Source organism: Stenotrophomonas sp. 8(2023) (genome assembly GCF_030345295.1).
GTDB classification, from domain to species: Bacteria; Pseudomonadota; Gammaproteobacteria; order Xanthomonadales; family Xanthomonadaceae; genus Stenotrophomonas; species Stenotrophomonas muris.
In genome coordinates, this window is sequence record NZ_CP128404.1 from 3,884,337 (window position 1) to 3,902,012 (window position 17,676).

The 17,676-nt window shown below is 67.3% G+C and carries 18 protein-coding genes; 5 read left to right on the forward strand and 13 right to left on the reverse strand.

Features of this window, described 5'->3' with window-relative positions:
* Positions 1–85: 85 nt before the first annotated feature.
* Together smeT and QP609_RS17940 are read left to right on the forward strand one after the other, a co-directional pair.
* Positions 86–745 (forward strand): efflux transporter SmeDEF transcriptional repressor SmeT, encoded by a 660-nt coding sequence (gene smeT / locus QP609_RS17935; protein ID WP_032961200.1) that lies wholly within the window; start codon positions 86–88, stop codon positions 743–745.
* Positions 746–791: 46 nt separating this feature from the next.
* Positions 792–1,784 (forward strand): Gfo/Idh/MocA family oxidoreductase, encoded by a 993-nt coding sequence (locus tag QP609_RS17940; protein WP_014648460.1) that lies wholly within the window; start codon positions 792–794, stop codon positions 1,782–1,784.
* A 96-nt stretch (positions 1,785–1,880) separates the two neighbouring features.
* Here the strand turns inward: QP609_RS17940 and hslU are convergent, their stop codons facing one another.
* The 8 genes from hslU to QP609_RS17980 form a co-directional block, all read right to left on the reverse strand.
* Positions 1,881–3,254, reverse strand: a complete 1,374-nt coding sequence (hslU, locus tag QP609_RS17945; protein WP_014648461.1) for an ATP-dependent protease ATPase subunit HslU — start codon at positions 3,252–3,254, stop codon at positions 1,881–1,883.
* Between the two features lie 103 nt (positions 3,255–3,357).
* Positions 3,358–3,909 carry an ATP-dependent protease subunit HslV gene (gene hslV / locus QP609_RS17950; protein ID WP_005411093.1) on the reverse strand — a complete coding sequence of 184 codons (552 nt, stop codon included), beginning with the start codon at positions 3,907–3,909 and terminating at the stop codon, positions 3,358–3,360.
* 85 nt (positions 3,910–3,994) lie between these two features.
* Positions 3,995–4,891: a tyrosine recombinase XerC gene (gene xerC / locus QP609_RS17955; RefSeq protein WP_046432594.1), complete on the reverse strand. Its 897-nt coding sequence runs from the start codon at positions 4,889–4,891 to the stop codon at positions 3,995–3,997.
* A 16-nt stretch (positions 4,892–4,907) separates the two neighbouring features.
* Entirely contained in the window at positions 4,908–5,582 is a 675-nt protein-coding gene (locus QP609_RS17960; RefSeq protein WP_046432597.1) for a DUF484 family protein, read from the reverse strand.
* Positions 5,579–6,430, reverse strand: coding sequence for a diaminopimelate epimerase (gene dapF, locus QP609_RS17965; protein WP_197621843.1), 852 nt, complete (start codon positions 6,428–6,430; stop codon positions 5,579–5,581). Before dapF ends, QP609_RS17960 begins: the two co-directional genes overlap by 4 nt.
* Positions 6,423–6,695: a lipoprotein gene (locus tag QP609_RS17970; protein WP_014648465.1), complete on the reverse strand. Its 273-nt coding sequence runs from the start codon at positions 6,693–6,695 to the stop codon at positions 6,423–6,425. The genes dapF and QP609_RS17970 overlap by 8 nt, the downstream gene beginning before the upstream one ends.
* Before the next feature lie 82 nt (positions 6,696–6,777).
* Entirely contained in the window at positions 6,778–7,206 is a 429-nt protein-coding gene (locus QP609_RS17975) for a YbaN family protein (protein WP_014648466.1), read from the reverse strand.
* 54 nt (positions 7,207–7,260) lie between these two features.
* Entirely contained in the window at positions 7,261–9,372 is a 2,112-nt protein-coding gene (locus QP609_RS17980) for a S9 family peptidase (RefSeq protein ID WP_197621844.1), read from the reverse strand.
* Between the two features lie 143 nt (positions 9,373–9,515).
* Here QP609_RS17980 and QP609_RS17985 point away from each other — a divergent pair, with 143 nt between their 5' ends.
* Entirely contained in the window at positions 9,516–10,709 is a 1,194-nt protein-coding gene (locus QP609_RS17985) for a pyridoxal phosphate-dependent aminotransferase (protein ID WP_197621845.1), read from the forward strand.
* Between the two features lie 118 nt (positions 10,710–10,827).
* Here the strand turns inward: QP609_RS17985 and QP609_RS17990 are convergent, their stop codons facing one another.
* Together QP609_RS17990 and QP609_RS17995 are read right to left on the reverse strand one after the other, a co-directional pair.
* On the reverse strand, positions 10,828–12,924 hold the full coding sequence (locus tag QP609_RS17990; RefSeq protein WP_014648469.1) for a prolyl oligopeptidase family serine peptidase: 2,097 nt from the start codon (positions 12,922–12,924) through the stop codon (positions 10,828–10,830).
* A 69-nt stretch (positions 12,925–12,993) separates the two neighbouring features.
* On the reverse strand, positions 12,994–13,317 hold the full coding sequence (locus tag QP609_RS17995; RefSeq protein ID WP_032961212.1) for a hypothetical protein: 324 nt from the start codon (positions 13,315–13,317) through the stop codon (positions 12,994–12,996).
* Between the two features lie 128 nt (positions 13,318–13,445).
* Here QP609_RS17995 and QP609_RS18000 point away from each other — a divergent pair, with 128 nt between their 5' ends.
* The gene (locus tag QP609_RS18000; RefSeq protein ID WP_014648471.1) at positions 13,446–14,048 is read left to right on the forward strand and encodes a lipocalin family protein; all 603 of its coding nucleotides are present in this window, start codon (positions 13,446–13,448) and stop codon (positions 14,046–14,048) included.
* 96 nt (positions 14,049–14,144) lie between these two features.
* On the opposite strand, the gene QP609_RS18005 is transcribed toward QP609_RS18000, so the two are convergent.
* The 3 genes from QP609_RS18005 to QP609_RS18015 all read right to left on the reverse strand — a co-directional run bounded on the left by QP609_RS18005 (position 14,145) and on the right by QP609_RS18015 (position 16,945).
* Complete coding sequence (locus QP609_RS18005) at positions 14,145–14,834, reverse strand: methionine ABC transporter permease (protein ID WP_014648472.1); 690 nt, start codon at positions 14,832–14,834, stop codon at positions 14,145–14,147.
* Positions 14,831–15,838, reverse strand: a complete 1,008-nt coding sequence (locus QP609_RS18010) for a methionine ABC transporter ATP-binding protein (RefSeq protein WP_014648473.1) — start codon at positions 15,836–15,838, stop codon at positions 14,831–14,833. The genes QP609_RS18005 and QP609_RS18010 overlap by 4 nt, the downstream gene beginning before the upstream one ends.
* Before the next feature lie 210 nt (positions 15,839–16,048).
* Positions 16,049–16,945, reverse strand: a complete 897-nt coding sequence (locus QP609_RS18015; protein ID WP_014648474.1) for a DMT family transporter — start codon at positions 16,943–16,945, stop codon at positions 16,049–16,051.
* Positions 16,946–17,100: 155 nt separating this feature from the next.
* On the opposite strand from QP609_RS18015, the gene QP609_RS18020 reads away from it, so the two are divergent.
* Positions 17,101–17,583 (forward strand): YajQ family cyclic di-GMP-binding protein, encoded by a 483-nt coding sequence (locus QP609_RS18020; protein ID WP_197621304.1) that lies wholly within the window; start codon positions 17,101–17,103, stop codon positions 17,581–17,583.
* The last annotated feature ends 93 nt before the right edge of the window (positions 17,584–17,676 follow it).

A 17,676-nucleotide genomic window follows, 5' to 3' on the forward strand; every position in this document is an offset into this window, starting at 1 on the left:
ATGGGTGCGAAATATACATACATGCTTGTTTGTTTGTAAACCGGTACAATTCAGCCACGTTTCACCCGCACTCGTACCCACACCCATGGCCCGCAAGACCAAAGAGGACACCCAGGCAACCCGGGAAGGCATCCTTGACGCCGCCGAAGCCTGCTTCCATGAACACGGCGTGGCCCGTACCACGCTGGAGATGATCGGTGCCCGCGCCGGCTACACCCGTGGCGCGGTCTACTGGCACTTCAAGAACAAGAGCGAGGTGCTGGCCGCCATCGTCGAGCGCGTGCACCTGCCCTTCATGCAGGAACTGGAGCGCACCTCCACCGACCAGCGCGACACCCCGGTGCACGACCTGCGCGCGGTGATGATCCACTCGTTCATCGAGCTGTCCGAGGACGAGCGCCTGCGCAAGACCATGGAGATCATGCTGCGCAGCGATGCGTCGGCGGACACCAGGGTGCTGACCGAAATGCAGCAGGCCGGATTCCGCGATGCGCTGGACCGGATGGAGCGTGCCCTGCGCCGCGCCCGCGATCTGGGCCAGCTGCGCGAAGGCGCCGACCCGAAAATCGCCGCGCGCATGCTGCACGCCACCGTGCTGGGCGTGCTGCACGGCGCGATGGTCGAACCGGAACTGATGGACCTCAAGCGCGATGGCATGCTCGCGCTGGACATGACCCTGGCCGCCTACGTGAAGGATGGTGTGTTCGTTCCCGGCACCGTCCCCGAGCCGCTGCCCGAGGCGTGAACGAGGCTGCTCCCATCACTGCGGCACCCCCTGCAAGGGCAGATCGATGATCCTGGACAACGTGGTGTGGGGCTTCATCGGGTGTGGCAGCGTCACCGAGAAGAAGAGCGGGCCAGCCCTGGCCAACACGCCGGGCTCACGGGTAGTGGCGGTCATGCGCCGCAATGCCGCATTGGCCGAAGACTATGCACGCCGCCACGCGATTCCGCGCTGGTACGCGGACGCCGATGCACTCATCGCCGATCCGGAGGTGAACGCGGTCTACGTTGCAACACCGCCCTCCACGCACATGCACTACGCATTGCAGGCGATTGCTGCGGGCAAGCCGGTCTACATCGAAAAGCCGATGGCCATGGACCACGACGAGTGCCAGCGCATCATCGCGGCCAGCGCCCGCAGCGGCGTGCCCGTGTTCGTGGCCTACTACCGCCGTGCCCTGCCCCGCTTCGCACAGGTGAAGCAGCTGCTGGACGACGGCGCGATCGGCACAGTGCGCGCCGTGCGCGCCACCCTGCACCGGCCGCATTCAGTGGATGCCGCATCGCCTGACTTCTGGCGGACCAACCCCGCGATCGCCGGCGGCGGGCTGTTCGTCGACCTGGGCTCGCATACCCTGGACCTGCTCGACCATCTGCTGGGGCCGCTGAGCGATGTGCGTGGCCTGGCCAGCTCGTTGACCGGCGCCTACGCCGCCGAGGACAGCGTCTCGATGTGCTTCCGCACCGGGACGGGGACGCACGGCATCGCGCAATGGAGCTTCTGCGCGTTCCGCCGCCAGGATCAGATCGAGATCACCGGCGACCGTGGCCAGCTGCGCTTTGCCACCTTCGAGGACGTTCCGGTGGAGCTGGAAACCGAAGCGGGCGTGCAGGCCTTCGACATCCCGAACCCGTCGTCGATCCAGCAGCCGTTGATCGCCTCCCTCGTGGACGAACTGCGCGGCAACGGGCACTCGCCCTCGAACGGCATCAGCGCCGCCCGCACCAGTGCAGTGATCGACCAGGTGCTGCGGGACTATCGCACCCGGCAATCGCACTGACCGCACAGGAAAAAGACCACCTTGCGGCGGCCTTTTCTGCTGCAGTGGGCGGGGTCAGCGCCCTCGCCACGGCGAGGGATCCGACCCCACCGGGCATTACAGGATGTAGCGGCTCAGGTCCGGGTCCTGCACCAGCTCACCCAGGTGCTTGTCCACGTAGGCGCTGTCGATGGCCAGGGTTTCGCCGTCGCGGTCCGGTGCCTCGTAGCTGAGCGAATCCAGCAGGCGCTCCAGCACCGTATGCAGGCGACGCGCGCCGATGTTTTCCTGGCGTTCGTTCACCTGGAAAGCGATCTCGGCCAGACGATCAATGGCATCGGCAGTGAAGCTGACCTTGACGCCTTCGGTGGCCAGCAGTGCTTCGTACTGCTTGGTCAGCGCGGCCTTCGGTTCGGTCAGGATGCGCACGAAATCGTTCTTGCTCAGCGCACCCAGCTCCACGCGGATCGGGAAGCGGCCCTGCAGCTCCGGAATCAGGTCGCTGGGCTTGGCCAGGTGGAACGCGCCCGACGCGATGAACAGGATGTGGTCGGTCTTGATCGTGCCGTACTTGGTGGACACGTTGGAGCCTTCCACCAGCGGCAGCAGGTCGCGCTGCACGCCTTCGCGCGACACGTCACCACCACCCACGTTGTCGCCACGCTTGGCGACCTTGTCGATCTCGTCGATGAAGACGATGCCGTGCTGCTCGCAGGCCTCGATCGCGGCGGTGCGGATGTCGTCCTCGTTGACCAGCTTGCCCGCTTCTTCCTCGATCAGCAGCGGGCGCGCGGCCTTGATGGTCAGCGTGCGCTTGTGCGCCTTGGCGCCGCCGCCGAGGTTGGCGAACATCGACTTCAGCTGCTGGCCCATTTCCTCCATGCCCGGCGGGGTCATGATGTCCATGCTGACGTTTGCGGCCAGGTCGAGTTCGATCTCGCGCTCGTCCAGCTCACCGTTGCGCAGCATCTTGCGGAACTTGATGCGGGTCTCGTTGTCCTGCGCCGACGGCTCGTTGCGGGCGACTTCCGGATCGAAGCCGATGCCACCGCTGCGGCGCGGCAGCAGCGCATCCAGGATGCGGTCTTCGGCACGCTCTTCGGCCTGGGTGCGTACGCGCACCTTGGCCTGTTCGCGATAGAGCTTGACCGCGGTATCGGCCAGGTCGCGGATGATCTGCTCGACGTCCTTGCCGACGTAGCCGACTTCGGTGAAGCGGGTGGCTTCGACCTTCACGAACGGTGCGTTGGCCAGCGTGGCCAGGCGACGCGCGATCTCGGTCTTGCCGACGCCGGTCGGGCCGATCATCAGGATGTTCTTCGGCATCACTTCATTGCGCAGCTCGGGCACCAGCTGCATGCGGCGCCAGCGGTTGCGCAGGGCGATGGCCACGGCGCGCTTGGCGTCGTGCTGGCCGACGATGTGCCGGTCCAGTTCCTGCACGATCTCGCGCGGGGTCATGGTGGCGGAGGAAACTTCGATCTTCGACATGGATGTGCTCACGGATTCTTTGTCGGTAGTGCCGGCCGCTGGCCGGCAACCAGGCACGCGTGCGGGGGATCATGAGGTTGCCGGCCAGCGGCCGACGCTACCCTCACAGCTCCTCGACCACCACGTTGCGGTTGGTGTAGATGCAGATGTCGCCGGCGATGCCGATCGCTTCGCTGGCGATGGTGCGCGCATCCAGTTCGGTGTGCGCCATCAAGGCGCGTGCGGCCGACAGTGCATACGAGCCACCCGAGCCGATGGCGATGATGCCGTCCTCCGGCTCGATCACATCGCCGGTGCCGCTGATGATCAGCGAGGTTTCCTTGTCGGCCACCGCCAACAGGGCTTCCAGCTTGCCGAGGCGGCGCTCGGTGCGCCAATCCTTGGCCAGTTCGACCGCAGCACGCTGCAGCTGGCCGTGCTTTTCCAGCTTGGCCTCGAACAGCTCGAACAGGGTGAAGGCATCGGCGGCGGCACCGGCGAAGCCGGCCAGTACCTGGCCATCACGGCCGAGGCGGCGCACCTTGCGCGCGTTGCCCTTCATCACGGTGTGGCCCAGCGTGACCTGGCCGTCGCCGGCAATGGCCACGTGCTCGCCGCGACGGACGCAGACGATGGTGGTGGCGTGGAAAACGTTGGGGTTCTGACTGGGGTCCATGATGCCTCCGGGGTGACAGAACCAGAGGTGGGGACTGCGCTGCGCCCTTCAAGCCACCCGCGACCGGCTGCCGCAGGGGCAACGTTCAGCTTTCTCCGCTGCCCTCGTTGCTGCGTCGACGCTTCGCGCGCGGATGCGCGGCGTCGTAGACCTTGGCCAGGTGCTGGAAATCGAGGTGGGTATAGATCTGCGTGGTGGCGATGTCGGCGTGGCCCAGCAGCTCCTGCACACCGCGCAGGTCGCCGGACGATTCCAGGATGTGGCTGGCGAAACTGTGCCGCAGCATGTGCGGGTGCACGTGCTTGAACAGGCCCTGGCGCTGCGCCAGCTGGCGGATGCGGATCTGCACTGCACGCTGGCTGATCGGCCCGTTGCGGCCGGGGAACACCGGCGAGGCCGGGCCGCCCCCACTTTCCGTGCGCCACGCCTGCAGGGCTTCGCGCGCGGGCCGGCCGAACGGCACCCGGCGCTGGCGGTTGCCCTTGCCCAGCACGTTCACCAACCCGCTGTCGAAATCCAGATCGCGCCAGGTCAGCGCGCAGACTTCGCTCAGGCGCAGGCCAGAGGAATAGAACAGTTCCAGCAGCGCGCGGTCACGGCGGCCGAGCTCACCCTCCGGCTCCAGCTCGACCAGCTGCACCGCCTCATCGGCGTCGAGGACCTGTGGCAACCGGCGCGGTGCGCGCGGTGCCTTCAGCGTCGCTGCCGGGCTGACCTCGATGCGCCCGTGCTTGAGCAGCCAGGCATAGAAGCTTCGGCAGGCCGACAGGCGGCGCTGCAGGCTCTTGGCCGACAGGCCACGCCGGTGCTCGTCGGCAACGAACTGGCGCACGGCCTCGGCATCCAGTGCCTCCACCGCCACGCCACGCGGCTCGGCCCAGGCCGACAGCGCGTCCAGGTCGCGGCGGTAGGCGTCGAGCGTATGCGCCGACATCCGCCGCTCCACCTGCAGGTGCTGCAGGAAGGCCTGTACCGCGCTCATCGTCGTCGCAACCTGCTCAGCCCGGGAAGCGCTTCAGGCCAGTGACCAGCGCGTCGCCCATCATGCGCAGGAACAACGTCCCCATGCCCGGGTAGAAGCGGTTCGGGTCGTGGCTGCCGACCGCGATCAGGCCCACGCCCGGTAGCGGCAGCAGCGCGGTGGTCTGCACTTCCTCGCTGCGCACGCCGTACAGCACGGCATTCTTTTCCGGCTGCAGGCGGCCGCAGATCGGCTCGCCATCGTTCAGGCAATCGCGGAACGGGCCCAGCTGCGGATCATCCGCGGCAATCACCCGCAGCCAGTCGGCCTGTTCCAGCCCGGCCACTGGCGTGTGCACCACCAGCCGCACCAGGTCGCCGGCGAAGTCTTCCTGCAACGAGGCGGCCATCGCGCGCAGGGTGTCAGCCGCGTTGTCCTGCTTCATCAGCGCCAGGGTCAGCTGGTGCGTGCGCACCGCCAGCCGCTCATTGACCTGGGCGGTCGCGCCCAGATCGGCCAACCGTCGTGCCAGCTCGCGGTTCTTCTCGCGCAGCACTTCCAGCTGGTAGCTGGCCAGCGACGCGGTCGGGCCGTCGTCACGCGGCACCACCAGGGTCAGGGCCAGGTCCGGGAACTGCTTGAGGAAGCCGGGATGACGCCGCAACCAGGCAGCGACTTCATGGGCCCCGAGCTTGTCGACGGTTTCGGTCATGCGATCCACTCCCCTTCGAAGACGAATGCGGTCGGGCCCGCCATCACCACCGGCTGGCCATCGCCCGACCACTGGATGCGCAGGTCGCCACCGGGCAGGCTGATGCGGGCATCGCGCTGCAGGCGACCGCGCTGCATCAGGGTCACCGCGGCGGCACAGGCACCACTGCCGCAGGCCAGGGTCTCGCCGACACCGCGCTCGAACACGCGCAGGCGGGCGTGGGCCGGGCTCATCACCTGGGCGAAGCCCACGTTCACCGAGCGCGGGAACGACGCATGCTGCTGCAGCAGCGCACCGACGCGCTCGACCGGTGCAGCATCGACCAGGCCCACTTCGATCACCGCATGCGGGTTGCCCATCGACACCGCGGCGAAGCGTACGCTCTCGCCCTGCAGCGGCAGCAGGTATTCCTCGCGCGCGTGCGCAAAGCCCATCAGCGGCACGTTGGCCGGCTCGAAGGCGGGCACGCCCATCGTCACCGCAAACTGCCCTTCGCCCAGCACCTTCACTTCATGGCTGGCCAGCGGGCTGTCGATGACGAATGCAACGCCCTGCGCACTGCCCTCGCGCACCAGCCAGGCGGCGATGCAGCGCGCGCCGTTGCCGCACTGCTCGGAATTGGAGCCGTCGGCATTCCAGATGCGGTACGAGGCCACCGAACCGTCCGCACGTGGTGCCTCGATGGTCAGGATCTGGTCGCAGCCAACGCCGGTGTGGCGGTCGGCCAGGCGCGCGGCCAGCTCGGGCGTGGGCGGCGCGGTGCCGTCACGCAGGTCGATCACTACGAAATCATTGCCCGCGCCATGCATCTTGCTGAAACGCAGGGCCTTGGAACCGGCCTTACTCATTCCCGCTGCCCGCCTTCTTCGCGGGCGTGGGCGCCGGCTGGGTGGCCGGTGCGGCCGGCTCCACGGTCGTGGCCGGGGTGCCGCTGCCCTGGGTCTGCGGCGCAGTCGCCTCGGTGGCGGGCTCGGCAGCGGGTTCGACGGTTTCTTCCACCGGCACCGGCTTCTGCGGCAGTACCAGCGGGCCCTTGTTGCCGCAGGCGGCGAGGAGCAGCAGCGAGGCCGCTGCCAGCGGAATCAGGATGGCGTTTCGATGGGGGATCTTCATGCCCCGAGTATAGCCATTGGCGGCTGAGCGGTTGGTGCAGGGAATCGGGTTGCCGGCCAGCGGCCGGCACTACCGCCGGCGCTCAATCCGCGGGAGGCGGTGGCAGCGGCCGCGTCCACAGCCAGATTGCGACCACGGTCATGCTGCCGATCGAGAACCACTTCACCCAGGCGATCGGCACGCACCACAGCATGATGCCGGCGCATACCGCCATGGTGATCGTGGCCATCCACTTGCCGTAGCGGCTGACCGCCCCGTGTGCCTGCCAGTTGGCGATGGCCGGGCCGAAACGCGGATGCTGCAGCAGCCAGGTATGCAGGCGCTCCGAACCGCGCGAGGCGGCCCAGGCCGAGATCAGGATGAATACGGTGGTCGGCAGCCCCGGAACGAAGATGCCGACGATGCCGGTGCCCAGGCTGACGTACGCCAGCAGCCACCATGCCCAGCGGAAACGCACCACGCGCGGCGGCGTGGCGCTATCGCGGGGTGCAGATGGCTCGGGCTGGCTCATGGCCGCAAGGATACCGGTTCGGGGTGCCAGGCAGCGCCCGGCGCCCCTTCGCCGTTACGGCTGGGCGATGCCCAGCTGCTGCAGCACGAACGCGTACGACTCGGACAGTTCGCGGTAGCGTTGGAAGCGCCCCGACTTGCCGCCGTGGCCAGCTTCCATGTTGGTGCGGAACAGGATCGGGTAGTGGCCGGTGTTGTCATCACGCAGCCTGGCCACCCATTTGGCGGGCTCCCAGTACTGCACCTGCGAATCCCACAGGCCGGTACCCACGTACAGCGCCGGGTACGCCTGCTGCTTCACGTTGTCATAGGGCGAGTAGGACAGCATGTAGTCGTAATACGGCTTCTGCTCCGGGTTGCCCCACTCGTCGTATTCGTTGGTGGTCAACGGAATGGTCGGGTCGAGCATGGTGGTGACCACGTCGACGAACGGCACCTGCGCCACCATCACCCGGTAATCCTGCGGCGCCTGGTTGGCCACCGCGCCCATCAGCAGGCCGCCGGCGCTGCCACCGGACGCGGCCACGCGATCCTTCGCCGCCCAGCCCTGTGCTACCAGGCCACGGGTGACGTCGATGAAGTCGTTGAAGGTGTTCTGCTTGTGCAGCAGCTTGCCGTTCTCGTACCAGTCGCGCCCCATCTCCTGGCCGCCACGGATGTGGGCGATGGCATACACCACGCCACGATCAAGCAGGCTGACCGCGGTCTGGTTGAAGTACGGATCCATCGACATGCCGTAGCTGCCGTAGGCGTACTGGAACAGCGCGCCCTTGCCGTCCTTCTGGTAGCCCTTGCGGTAGACCAGCGACACCGGCACCTTCACGCCATCGCGCGCGGTGATCCAGACGCGGTCGGTCTCGTACTTCGAGGCGTCATAGCCGATCACCGGCTGCACCTTCAGCTGGCGACGCTCGCCGGTGGCGGTGTTCAGCTCGAACACGGTGGTCGGGGTGGTCATCGAGGTGTAGACGTAGCGCAGCCACGGCGTATCGGCCTCGGTGTTATCGCCCAGGCCCATCGAATAGGCCGGCTCGTCGGCCTTCACGTAGTCGCTGCGCCCGTCCTTGAACAGCAGGCGGATGCGCTCCAGGCCCTCGGAACGTTCGGCGATGGCGGTGTACGTGTCGAACAGTTCGAAGCCTTCGATGAACACCGCATCGTCGTGCGCGATCCAATCCTTCCATTGCGCGCGCGAGGTGGCATCGGTCGGCGCGGTGACCAGCTTGAAGTTCTTCGCACCGTCGTTGGTGCGGATCACCCAGCGGCCGTCATGGTGGTCGGCGTCGTACTCGACATCGCGCTGGCGCGGGGCCAGCACGGTGAAGGTGGTCGGGTCGCTGGCCGGCGCGTAGCGCTCTTCCGAGGACACGGTGCTGTGCACGCCGATGGTGATGAAGCGATCGTCGCGGGTGCGGCCGATGCCCATGTAGAAACTGTCGTCCTTCTCTTCGTAGACGACGGTGTCGGCGCTGGCCGGGGTGCCCAGCACGTGCTTCTTCACGCGCACGGTCAGCAGCGTTTCCGGATCGTTCTCGACATACAGCACGGTGCGGTTGTCGTCGGCCCAGACCAGGTCGCCGGAGCTGCCGGTGATCACATCGGGCAGCACCGTGCCGGTGGCCAGGTCCTTGAAGCGGATCGTGTACTGGCGGCGGCCGACGTCATCGTCGGCCCAGGCCAGCAGCTGGTTGTCCTGGCTGACTTCCATCGAACCGACGCTGAAGTAGCCCTTGCCGGCGGCCATCGCGTTGACGTCCAGCAGGACTTCCTCGGCCGCCTCCATGCTGCCCTTGCGGCGCGCGTGGATGGGGTAATCCTGGCCGGTCTCGAAGCGGCTGTAGTACCAGTAGCCGCGCTCGCGCGCCGGCACGCTGGAATCGTCCTGCTTGATGCGGCCGACGATCTCCTTGTACAGGGTGTCTTCCAGTGGCTTCAGCGGTGCCAGCAGCTGGTCGGCGTAGGCATTCTCTGCCTGCAGGTAGGCCAGCATGTCCTTGTTCTCGCGCTTGTCGTCGCGCAGCCAGTAATAGTCATCGTTGCGGGTCGCGCCGAACGGCGCCTTGACCACATGCGGATGCTTGGCGGCATCCGGCGGAACGGGCGGCGTGGCGGCGGTAGCAGTCGTGGTCATCAGGCTGGCGAGCAACAGGCAGAGGGTGGACTTCATGAGATAAGGCTCCTGGCGCATCAATGCAATGGTCTTCGACGGGGTCAGATCCCTTTTCCCGAAAAGGGATCTGACCCCAATCTCGGCAATGCGGCAACCCTGCGGAACGTCATGGGTTGCGCCGGCCGGCGTACCATGGGCACATGAGCACCCCGCCCCACACGCCGGGCTACAGCCGGCGCAGCCATGAAATCGCTCCGTTCCACGTGATGTCCCTGCTGGCCCGCGCGCAGGCGCTGGAACAGGCAGGCCACGATGTGATCCACCTGGAAATCGGCGAACCGGACTTCACTACCGCCGAACCCGTCGTGCGTGCCGGCCAGGCCGCACTGGCCGCCGGCCACACCCGCTACACCGCCGCGCGCGGCCTGCCGGCGCTGCGCCAGGCGATCAGCGGTTTCTACCGCAGCCACTATGGGCTGGATGTCGATCCCGAACGCATCCTGGTCACCCCGGGTGGGTCCGGTGCGCTGCTGCTGGCCAGCAGCCTGCTGGTCGATCCCGGCCGCCACTGGCTGCTGGCCGACCCCGGCTACCCCTGCAACCGCCACTTCCTGCGCCTCGTCGAGGGCGGCGCGCAGCTGGTGTCGGTCGGCCCGGACACCGCCTACCAGCTGACCCCTTCGCTGGTGGAACAGCACTGGAATGACGACAGCGTCGGCGCGCTGGTCGCCTCACCGGCCAATCCGACCGGCACCGTGCTGTCCGCCGACGAACTGGCGGCACTGTCGCAGGCCCTGCACGCGCGGGGCGGCCACCTGGTGGTGGACGAGATCTACCACGGCCTGACCTACGGCCTGGATGCGCCCAGCGTGCTGCAGGTGGACGACAGCGCGTTCGTGCTGAACAGTTTTTCCAAGTACTTCGGCATGACCGGCTGGCGGCTGGGCTGGCTGGTGGCACCGCCTGCAGCGGTACCGGACCTGGAAAAGCTGGCGCAGAACCTGTACATCAGCGCCTCCAGCATCGCCCAGCACGCCGCGCTCGCCTGCTTCAGCGAGGAATCAATGGCGATCTTCGAACAGCGCCGTGAAGCGTTCCGCCAACGCCGCGACTTCCTGCTGCCCGCGTTGCGTGAGCTCGGCTTCCGCATTGAAGTCGAACCGCAGGGCGCGTTCTACCTGTACGCCGATGTCAGCGCGTTCACCGACGACGCGCAGGCGTTCTGCGCGCACTTCCTGGAAACCGAGCACGTGGCGTTCACCCCGGGCCTGGATTTCGGCTTCCATCGCGCCAACCAGCATGTGCGGCTGGCGTATACCCAGCAGGTACCGCGTTTGCAGGAGGCGGTGGCGCGGATCGCACGCGGGTTGAAGCGTTGGCAGGGATCACGTTGAGGGTTGTGCCGGCCGCTGGCCGGCAACCCGGGAATGCCTGAATGATGCGGTTGCCGGCCAGCGGCCGGCACTACCGGTAAAGAAAAACGCCGCCCTGGGGCGGCGTTTTCCGTTCTGCTTACTTGCCGCCCAACCGCTCCCACAGGAAGCTGTAGGCCAGCGCGGACATATGCGCGGCCTGTGCATTGTTGGCTGCGCCGCCGTGGCCCCCTTCGATGTTCTCGTAGTAGGTCACGTCCTTGCCGGCGTCGATCATCTTCGCCGCCATCTTGCGGGCGTGGCCCGGGTGCACGCGGTCATCGCGGGTGGAGGTCGTGAACAGCACCGGCGGGTAGTTCTTCTTCGCGTTGAACAGGTGGTACGGCGAGAAGGTCTTGATGAATTCCCAGTCGCTGGTATCCGGGTTGCCGTACTCGGCCATCCACGAGGCGCCGGCCAACAGGTGGCTGTAGCGCTTCATGTCCAGCAGCGGCACCTGCACCACCACCGCACCGAACAGCTCCGGGTACTGGGTCAGCATGTTGCCGGTCAGCAGGCCACCGTTGCTGCCGCCCTGCACGCCCAGGTGCTTGGCGCTGGTGATCTTGCGCTTGACCAGGTCCCGCGCCACCGCGGCCATGTCTTCATAGGCCTTGTGACGGTTCTGCTTCAGCGCCGCCTGGTGCCAGCGCGGGCCGTACTCGCCGCCGCCGCGGATGTTGGCGACCACGTACACGCCGCCCTTCTCCAGCCAGGCGCGGCCCATGCCACCGGAATAGCTCGGGGTCAGCGAGATCTCGAAACCACCGTAGCCATACAGCAGGGTCGGGTTGGAGCCATCGAGCTTCATCGCCCTGTCGTGCACCACGAAATACGGCACGCGGGTGCCGTCCTTGCTGGTGGCGAAGTGCTGCTCGATCACCTTGCCCTTGGCATCGAAGAAGGCCGGCATGGTCTTCAGCGTTTCCGGTGCCTGGCCGATCTCGGCCAGGGCCAGCGTGGTCGGCGTCAGGTAATCGGTGGCGGTCAGCCACACCGCGTCGCTGTCATTGCTGTCCACCGCAGCCACGCCCAGCGTGCCGAAGGCCGGGGCGCCGACGAAGCGGCTGGTCTGCCAGCCGTCGGCGCCCGGGGTCAGCACCGACAGGCGGTTCTTGACGTCGTCCAGCACATTCAGCACCAGATGGCTCTTGGTCCAGCTGGCACTGGCCAGCGAGGTGGTCGCGGTCGGGGTGAACAGCACGTCGAAGTCGCGCTTGCCGGCCAGGAAGTCGTCCAGCTTCGTCGCCAGCAGCGAACCGGACGCGTAGGTCTTGCCGCCCACGGTCCACGGATCGCGCAGTTCCAGGGTCAGCCACTGCTTGTGCAACCCCTTCTCGGCCGAGTTCGGCGCGTCGATCTTGGTCAGCGTGCCGTCATCGCCACGCAGGTAGAGCTCGTTGTTGTAGAACGCCAGGGTGCGGCTGACCAGGTTGCGTTCGAAGCCCGGGGTGTCATCGTGCATCGCCGCGATGTACATGTCCTCCGGCTTGCCTTCGTACACCACGGTGGCCGAGGCCATCGGCGTGCCGCGCTTCCACAGCTTGGCCACGCGCGGGTAGCCGGAGGTGGTCATCGAGCCGGCACCGAAGTCGGTGTAGACGAACACGGTGTCGCGATCGACCCAGTTGAGGCCGCCCTTCGACTCCGGACGGAAGAAGCCGTCCTTGATCCAGGTCTTGTTGGCCAGGTCGAACTCACGGGTGACGTCGGCGTCGGCGCCGCCGCGCGACAGCGCGATCAGGCAGCGGCTGTAATCCGGGCGCAGGCAGTCGGCGCCGTGCCAGACCCAGTTCTCGCCCTCGGCCTTGTTCAGTGCATCCAGGTCGAGCACGGTCTCCCACTGCGGCGAGGCCTTGCGGTACTCGGCCAGGGTGGTGCGGCGCCACAGGCCGCGCTCGTGCTGCTGGTCCTTCCAGAAGTTGTAGTAGTAGTCACCGATCTTCTGCACGCCGGGAATCTTGGCGTCGGAGTCGAGCACCTCGCGGATGCTGGTCTCCATCTGCTTGAAGGCCGGGGTCTGCGCCAGGCGCGCCTCGGACCTGGCATTCTGTTCCTTGACCCAGGACAGTGGCTTGTCGCCGGTGACGTCCTCCAGCCAGGCGTAGCGATCGGTGTCTTCAGCGGCCACGGCGGTCCCCACCGAGGCAGCGGTCATCATGCCGGCCAGCAGGCAGGCGGAAGCGAGTCGTGACATTGCAGCTCCAGGCAGTCATAAGCCGGGGAACGCTAGCACGGAATGTCGCGGCCTCCCCCGTGTCGAAGGTCAGGCCGTGGCCGCCGGACCGCGCCGGCCGCGTGCGGCGGAAGCCGGCCGACGGCGCGCCTGTCCACCGGTACGCCGCGCCCGCCATCGCCATGACGGGTGCGGCAGCGGAAAGCGCAGCAGCGCCCACCAGGCGGCGAGCGGCATGCCCACCAGCCACATCGGCAGCCAGCCCAGCCACGCGCTGCTGCCGCGTGCCGCCGGCCAGACCAGGATCAGCGCCAGTCCGGCCAGCGCCAGTTGCCGCACGCCGCGCAGCAGGCGTGGGTCGGCGCGTTCGATGACGCGTTCAGTTGCAGGGCGACGGACGGAACGAGCGTTCATGGGGGCTTCTCCGGTAGACAATGCAACACAGCTTGGGCAAGCCCCTTCTCACAGGATGCGACACCATTGACGGATCGCGTGCACACAGTCGACCATGCGCGTGCAAGCCCACTGGAGCCCGCTCCCGCATGACTTCGATCCGCCCGTTCTGCGCCGTGCTGCTGGCTCTGTCCCTGGCAGGTCCTGCCATGGCCGCCAGTGAGCCGCCGTCGCCCCGCGCCAGCGCCACCGACGCGGCCGACCCGGGGGCGCCGATCGACCTGAAGCGCTTCATGGGCACCTGGTATGTGATCGGCCGCGTGCCGAACTTCATCGAACGCGGGCATGTCGCCAGCGTCAACGAGTACGAGCTGCGCGACGAGCACAAGGTCGCCATCACCTACCGCTACCGTGATGGCTTCGGCGAACCACTGCAGGAAATTCGCGCACGTGCCAGCGTCGATCCGGACAGCGGCAACCATGGCTGGCGAACCTGGTTCTATCGCGTGGTGCCGACCCATTCGCGGGTACTGGAAGTGGCCCCGGACTATTCATGGGCACTGATCGGTTATCCGGGCCGCGAAATGGCCTGGATCTTCGCGCGCAAGCCGGACATGGACAAAGCCCTGTACAAGGAGCTGGCCGAGCGCCTGCGCGACGAGTACGGCGTGAACACCGACAAGCTCAAGCGCGTGCCTCAGCATCCGGAACAGGTCGGCAAGCTGGGCTACGAAGTACCGAACGCGCGTTGACCGCACGTGGAATTGCCGGCCAGCGGCCGGCACTACCGTTTTTTTCCCGGCAATCGGGTAGAGCCGGCCGCTGGCCGGCTGCCGCCCGGCATTCTGTTACTTGCGGCTGTAATGCGCGACCAGGCGGTCGCCGAGCATCTGCAGCAGCTGCACCAGGACCAGCAACAGGACCACGGTGACCAGCGCCACGTCGGTGTGCGAACGCTGGTAACCATCGCGGAACGCCAGGTCGCCGAGGCCACCGGAACCGATCGCACCGCCCATCGCGGTGAAGCCGATCAGGGCCACGGTGGTGACCGTCGCCCCGGCGATCAGCCCCGGTCGTGCTTCCGGCAGCAGCACCCGGGTGACCAGCTGCCAGGTGGTGGCGCCCATCGCCTGGGTCGCCTCGATCACGCCACGATCCACTTCGCGCAGCGCGGTCTCGACAAGGCGCGCGTAGAACGGCGCCGCGCCGATCACCAGCGGCACGATCGCGCCGCGCACGCCCAGCGAGGTACCCATCAGGAACAGCGTGACCGGGATCAGCACGATCATCAGGATGATGAAAGGCACCGAACGCAGCAGGTTCACCACCAGAGCCAGCACGCCATAGGCAAACGGCCGGCGCTTCATCTGCGGCGCCCCGAACAGGTACAGCAGCACGCCCAGCGGCAGGCCAATGGCCAGGGTCAGCGGCAGCGAACCGAGCAGCATCAGCAGGGTGTCGAAGGTGGCCTGGCCGATGTCGGCCCACTTGCCCGCATCCAGGTGACGGAAGAAACCGCCGGCAGTGGCGATGATCATCGACGCAGCTCCTCGACATGCACGCCGGCAGCCACGAAGGCAGCCTGCGCGGCGGACTGGTCACCGCCCACCAGGGCGACCACCAGCTGGCCATAGGGGGTGTCCTTGATCCGGTCGATACGGCCGGACAGGATGTTGTAGTCGACCCCTGTCTGGCGCGCGACGCTGCCCAGCAGGGGTTCGTAGGTGTCGCCGCCGAGGAAGGTCAGGCGCACGATGCGCCCGCCCACCACGTCGAAATCGCGGTGCAACGCCCCTTCGTCCACGTGCTCCGATTCGCTGACGAACCGCCGCGTGGTCGGGTGCTGCGGATGCAGGAACACCCGGGTAACCGGACCGGTCTCGACCATCTGGCCAGCATCGAGCACGGCCACGCGGTCGCAGACACGGCGGATCACGTCCATCTCGTGGGTGATCAGCACGATGGTCAGGCCCAGCTCGCGGTTGATCTTCGACAACAGCGACAGCACCGAGGCGGTGGTCTGCGGATCCAGCGCGCTGGTGGCCTCGTCGCACAGCAGGATCTGCGGGCGGGTCGCCAGCGCACGGGCGATGCCGACACGCTGCTTCTGGCCGCCGGACAGCTGCGCCGGATACTTCTGCGCATGCGCTTCCAGGCCCACGGTCTGCAGCAGCTCGGCCACGCGCGCGTCGATCTCCGCCTGCGGCGTGCCGGCCAGCTCCAGCGGGAAGGCGACATTGCCAGCCACCGTGCGCGACGACAGCAGGTTGAAGTGCTGGAAGATCATGCCGATGCGCCGGCGCAGCGTGCGCAGGCCGTCCGCATCCAGTGCGGTGACATCCTCGCCACCGATCAGCAACCGGCCACCGCTGGGTTCTTCCAGGCGGTTGATCATGCGGATCAGGGTCGACTTGCCCGCGCCGGAATGGCCGATGATGCCGAATACCTCACCGGCCTCGATGGTCAGGTCCAGCGGTTGCAGCGCGCTGACTTCGCGGCCGGCAACGGCATAGGATTTGTGCAGGCGCTGGAACTCGATCACGGGCGTGGCTCACCGGCTGGGTGACGGAAGGGGGCGTGCAGCCTACCAGCGCAGGCGGTCGCGCGCCCGCGCCATGGGCCAGAATGTTATTCCTTTTGGTTCTAAGCCGCCCGCGCCGACGTGTTGGCTGGGGTCAGAGCCCCTGCGGGGATCCGACCCCGGGGTCGGATCCCCGCAGGGGCTCTGACCCCATTCCCAGGCCCAACCGGCTCAGGGATGGTCCAGCGGCTTAGGTGGCTGCACCCGGTTCAGGCGCTCACGATGCAGCAGGTACAGCCCCGAAGCCACGATGATCGCGGCGCCCACCCAGGTATAGCCATCAGGCAGCTGGCCCCAGAAGGCCAGATCCCAACCGATCACCCAGACCAGGCCACTGTATTCCAAGGGCGCGATCATCGAGGCCTCGCCCAGCTGGAACGCCTTGGTCAGGGCGATCTGGCCCAGCGCCCCGGCCAGGCCCATGCCGGCGATCAGCGGCGCATGCGCCAGCTGCAGCGGCACCCAGCCGGGAAGGGACAGCAGGCCGGCACCGATGGCCATGATCACCAGGAACCAGACCACCATCGACTGCGAGGTATCGGTGCGGGTCAGCAGGCTGACCGTGATCGCCGCCACGGCATAGGCGGTGGCCGCAGCCAGCACCATCAGGCCGGGCACCGAGATGAAACCGTCCACGCCCGGCCGCAGCACCACCAGCACGCCGACCAGGCCGATGCCGATGGCGACCCAGCGCCGTGGCCCGACCCGCTCGCCCAGCAGCGGTACCGACAAGGCGGCGATCAGCAGCGGGGCGACGAAATAGATGGTGTAGGCGGTGGACAGCGGCAGGTCGCGCAGGGCGAACACGAAGCAGCCGATCATCGCCATGCCCAGCGCGCCACGCAGCAGGTGCAGGCCCCAGCGACGCGGCACCAGCGAGCGCGGGCCGGCGCTGGCCAACACCCAGACCAGCACGAACGGCAACGAGGCCGCGCCGCGCAGGAAGGTCACTTCCAGGGTCGGATAGCTGGCCGACAGCTGCTTCATGCCAGCGTCCATCAGCGAGAAACAGGCGACCGCAGCGACCATCCAGGCCACCGCACGCGAAGGGGAGCGTTGCACGTTCATGGCCCATTATCGCCCGGTCGTCGCTTTCTGTAGAGCCGAGCCCACGCTCGGCTGCCCTTCACAAAGCCGCCGAGCGTGGGCTCGGCGCTACAAAGGGCGGGCATGCGGGCCCTCGCGATAGAATGATCGCCACTGAAACCTGCGGAGCACCGCCCATGCCTTCCTTCGACGTCGTGTCCGAAGTCGACACCCACGAGCTGACCAACGCCATCGACCAGGCCAACCGCGAACTGGCCACCCGCTTCGACTTCAAGGGCATGGACGCAAAGTTCGAGCGCGACGGCGATGTCATCAATCAGACCGCGCCGACCGAATTCCAGCTCAAGCAGATGAACGACATCCTGCGTGCTCGCCTGGCCGCACGCGGCATCGACGTGCTCAGCCTGGAGTTCGGCGACATCGAGACCAACCTGGCCCAGGCCCGGCAGAAGATCACCGTCAAGCAGGGCATCGAGCAGAAGATCGCCAAGAAGATCGCGGCGGCGCTGAAGGATGCCAAGCTGAAGGTGGAAAGCCAGATCAACGGCGACAAGCTGCGCGTGCAGGGCAAGAAGCGCGACGACCTGCAGGACGCCATCGCCGTGCTCAAGGCCGGCAAGTTCGAGCTGCCGCTGCAGTTCAACAACTTCCGCGACTGAGGCATCCGCCGGGCATGCCCCGGCGCTGCCAGCGGCAGGCACGACGGCGCGTTGCCAGCGACGCGCCTACAATGGCGGCCCCGCCAGCCGACG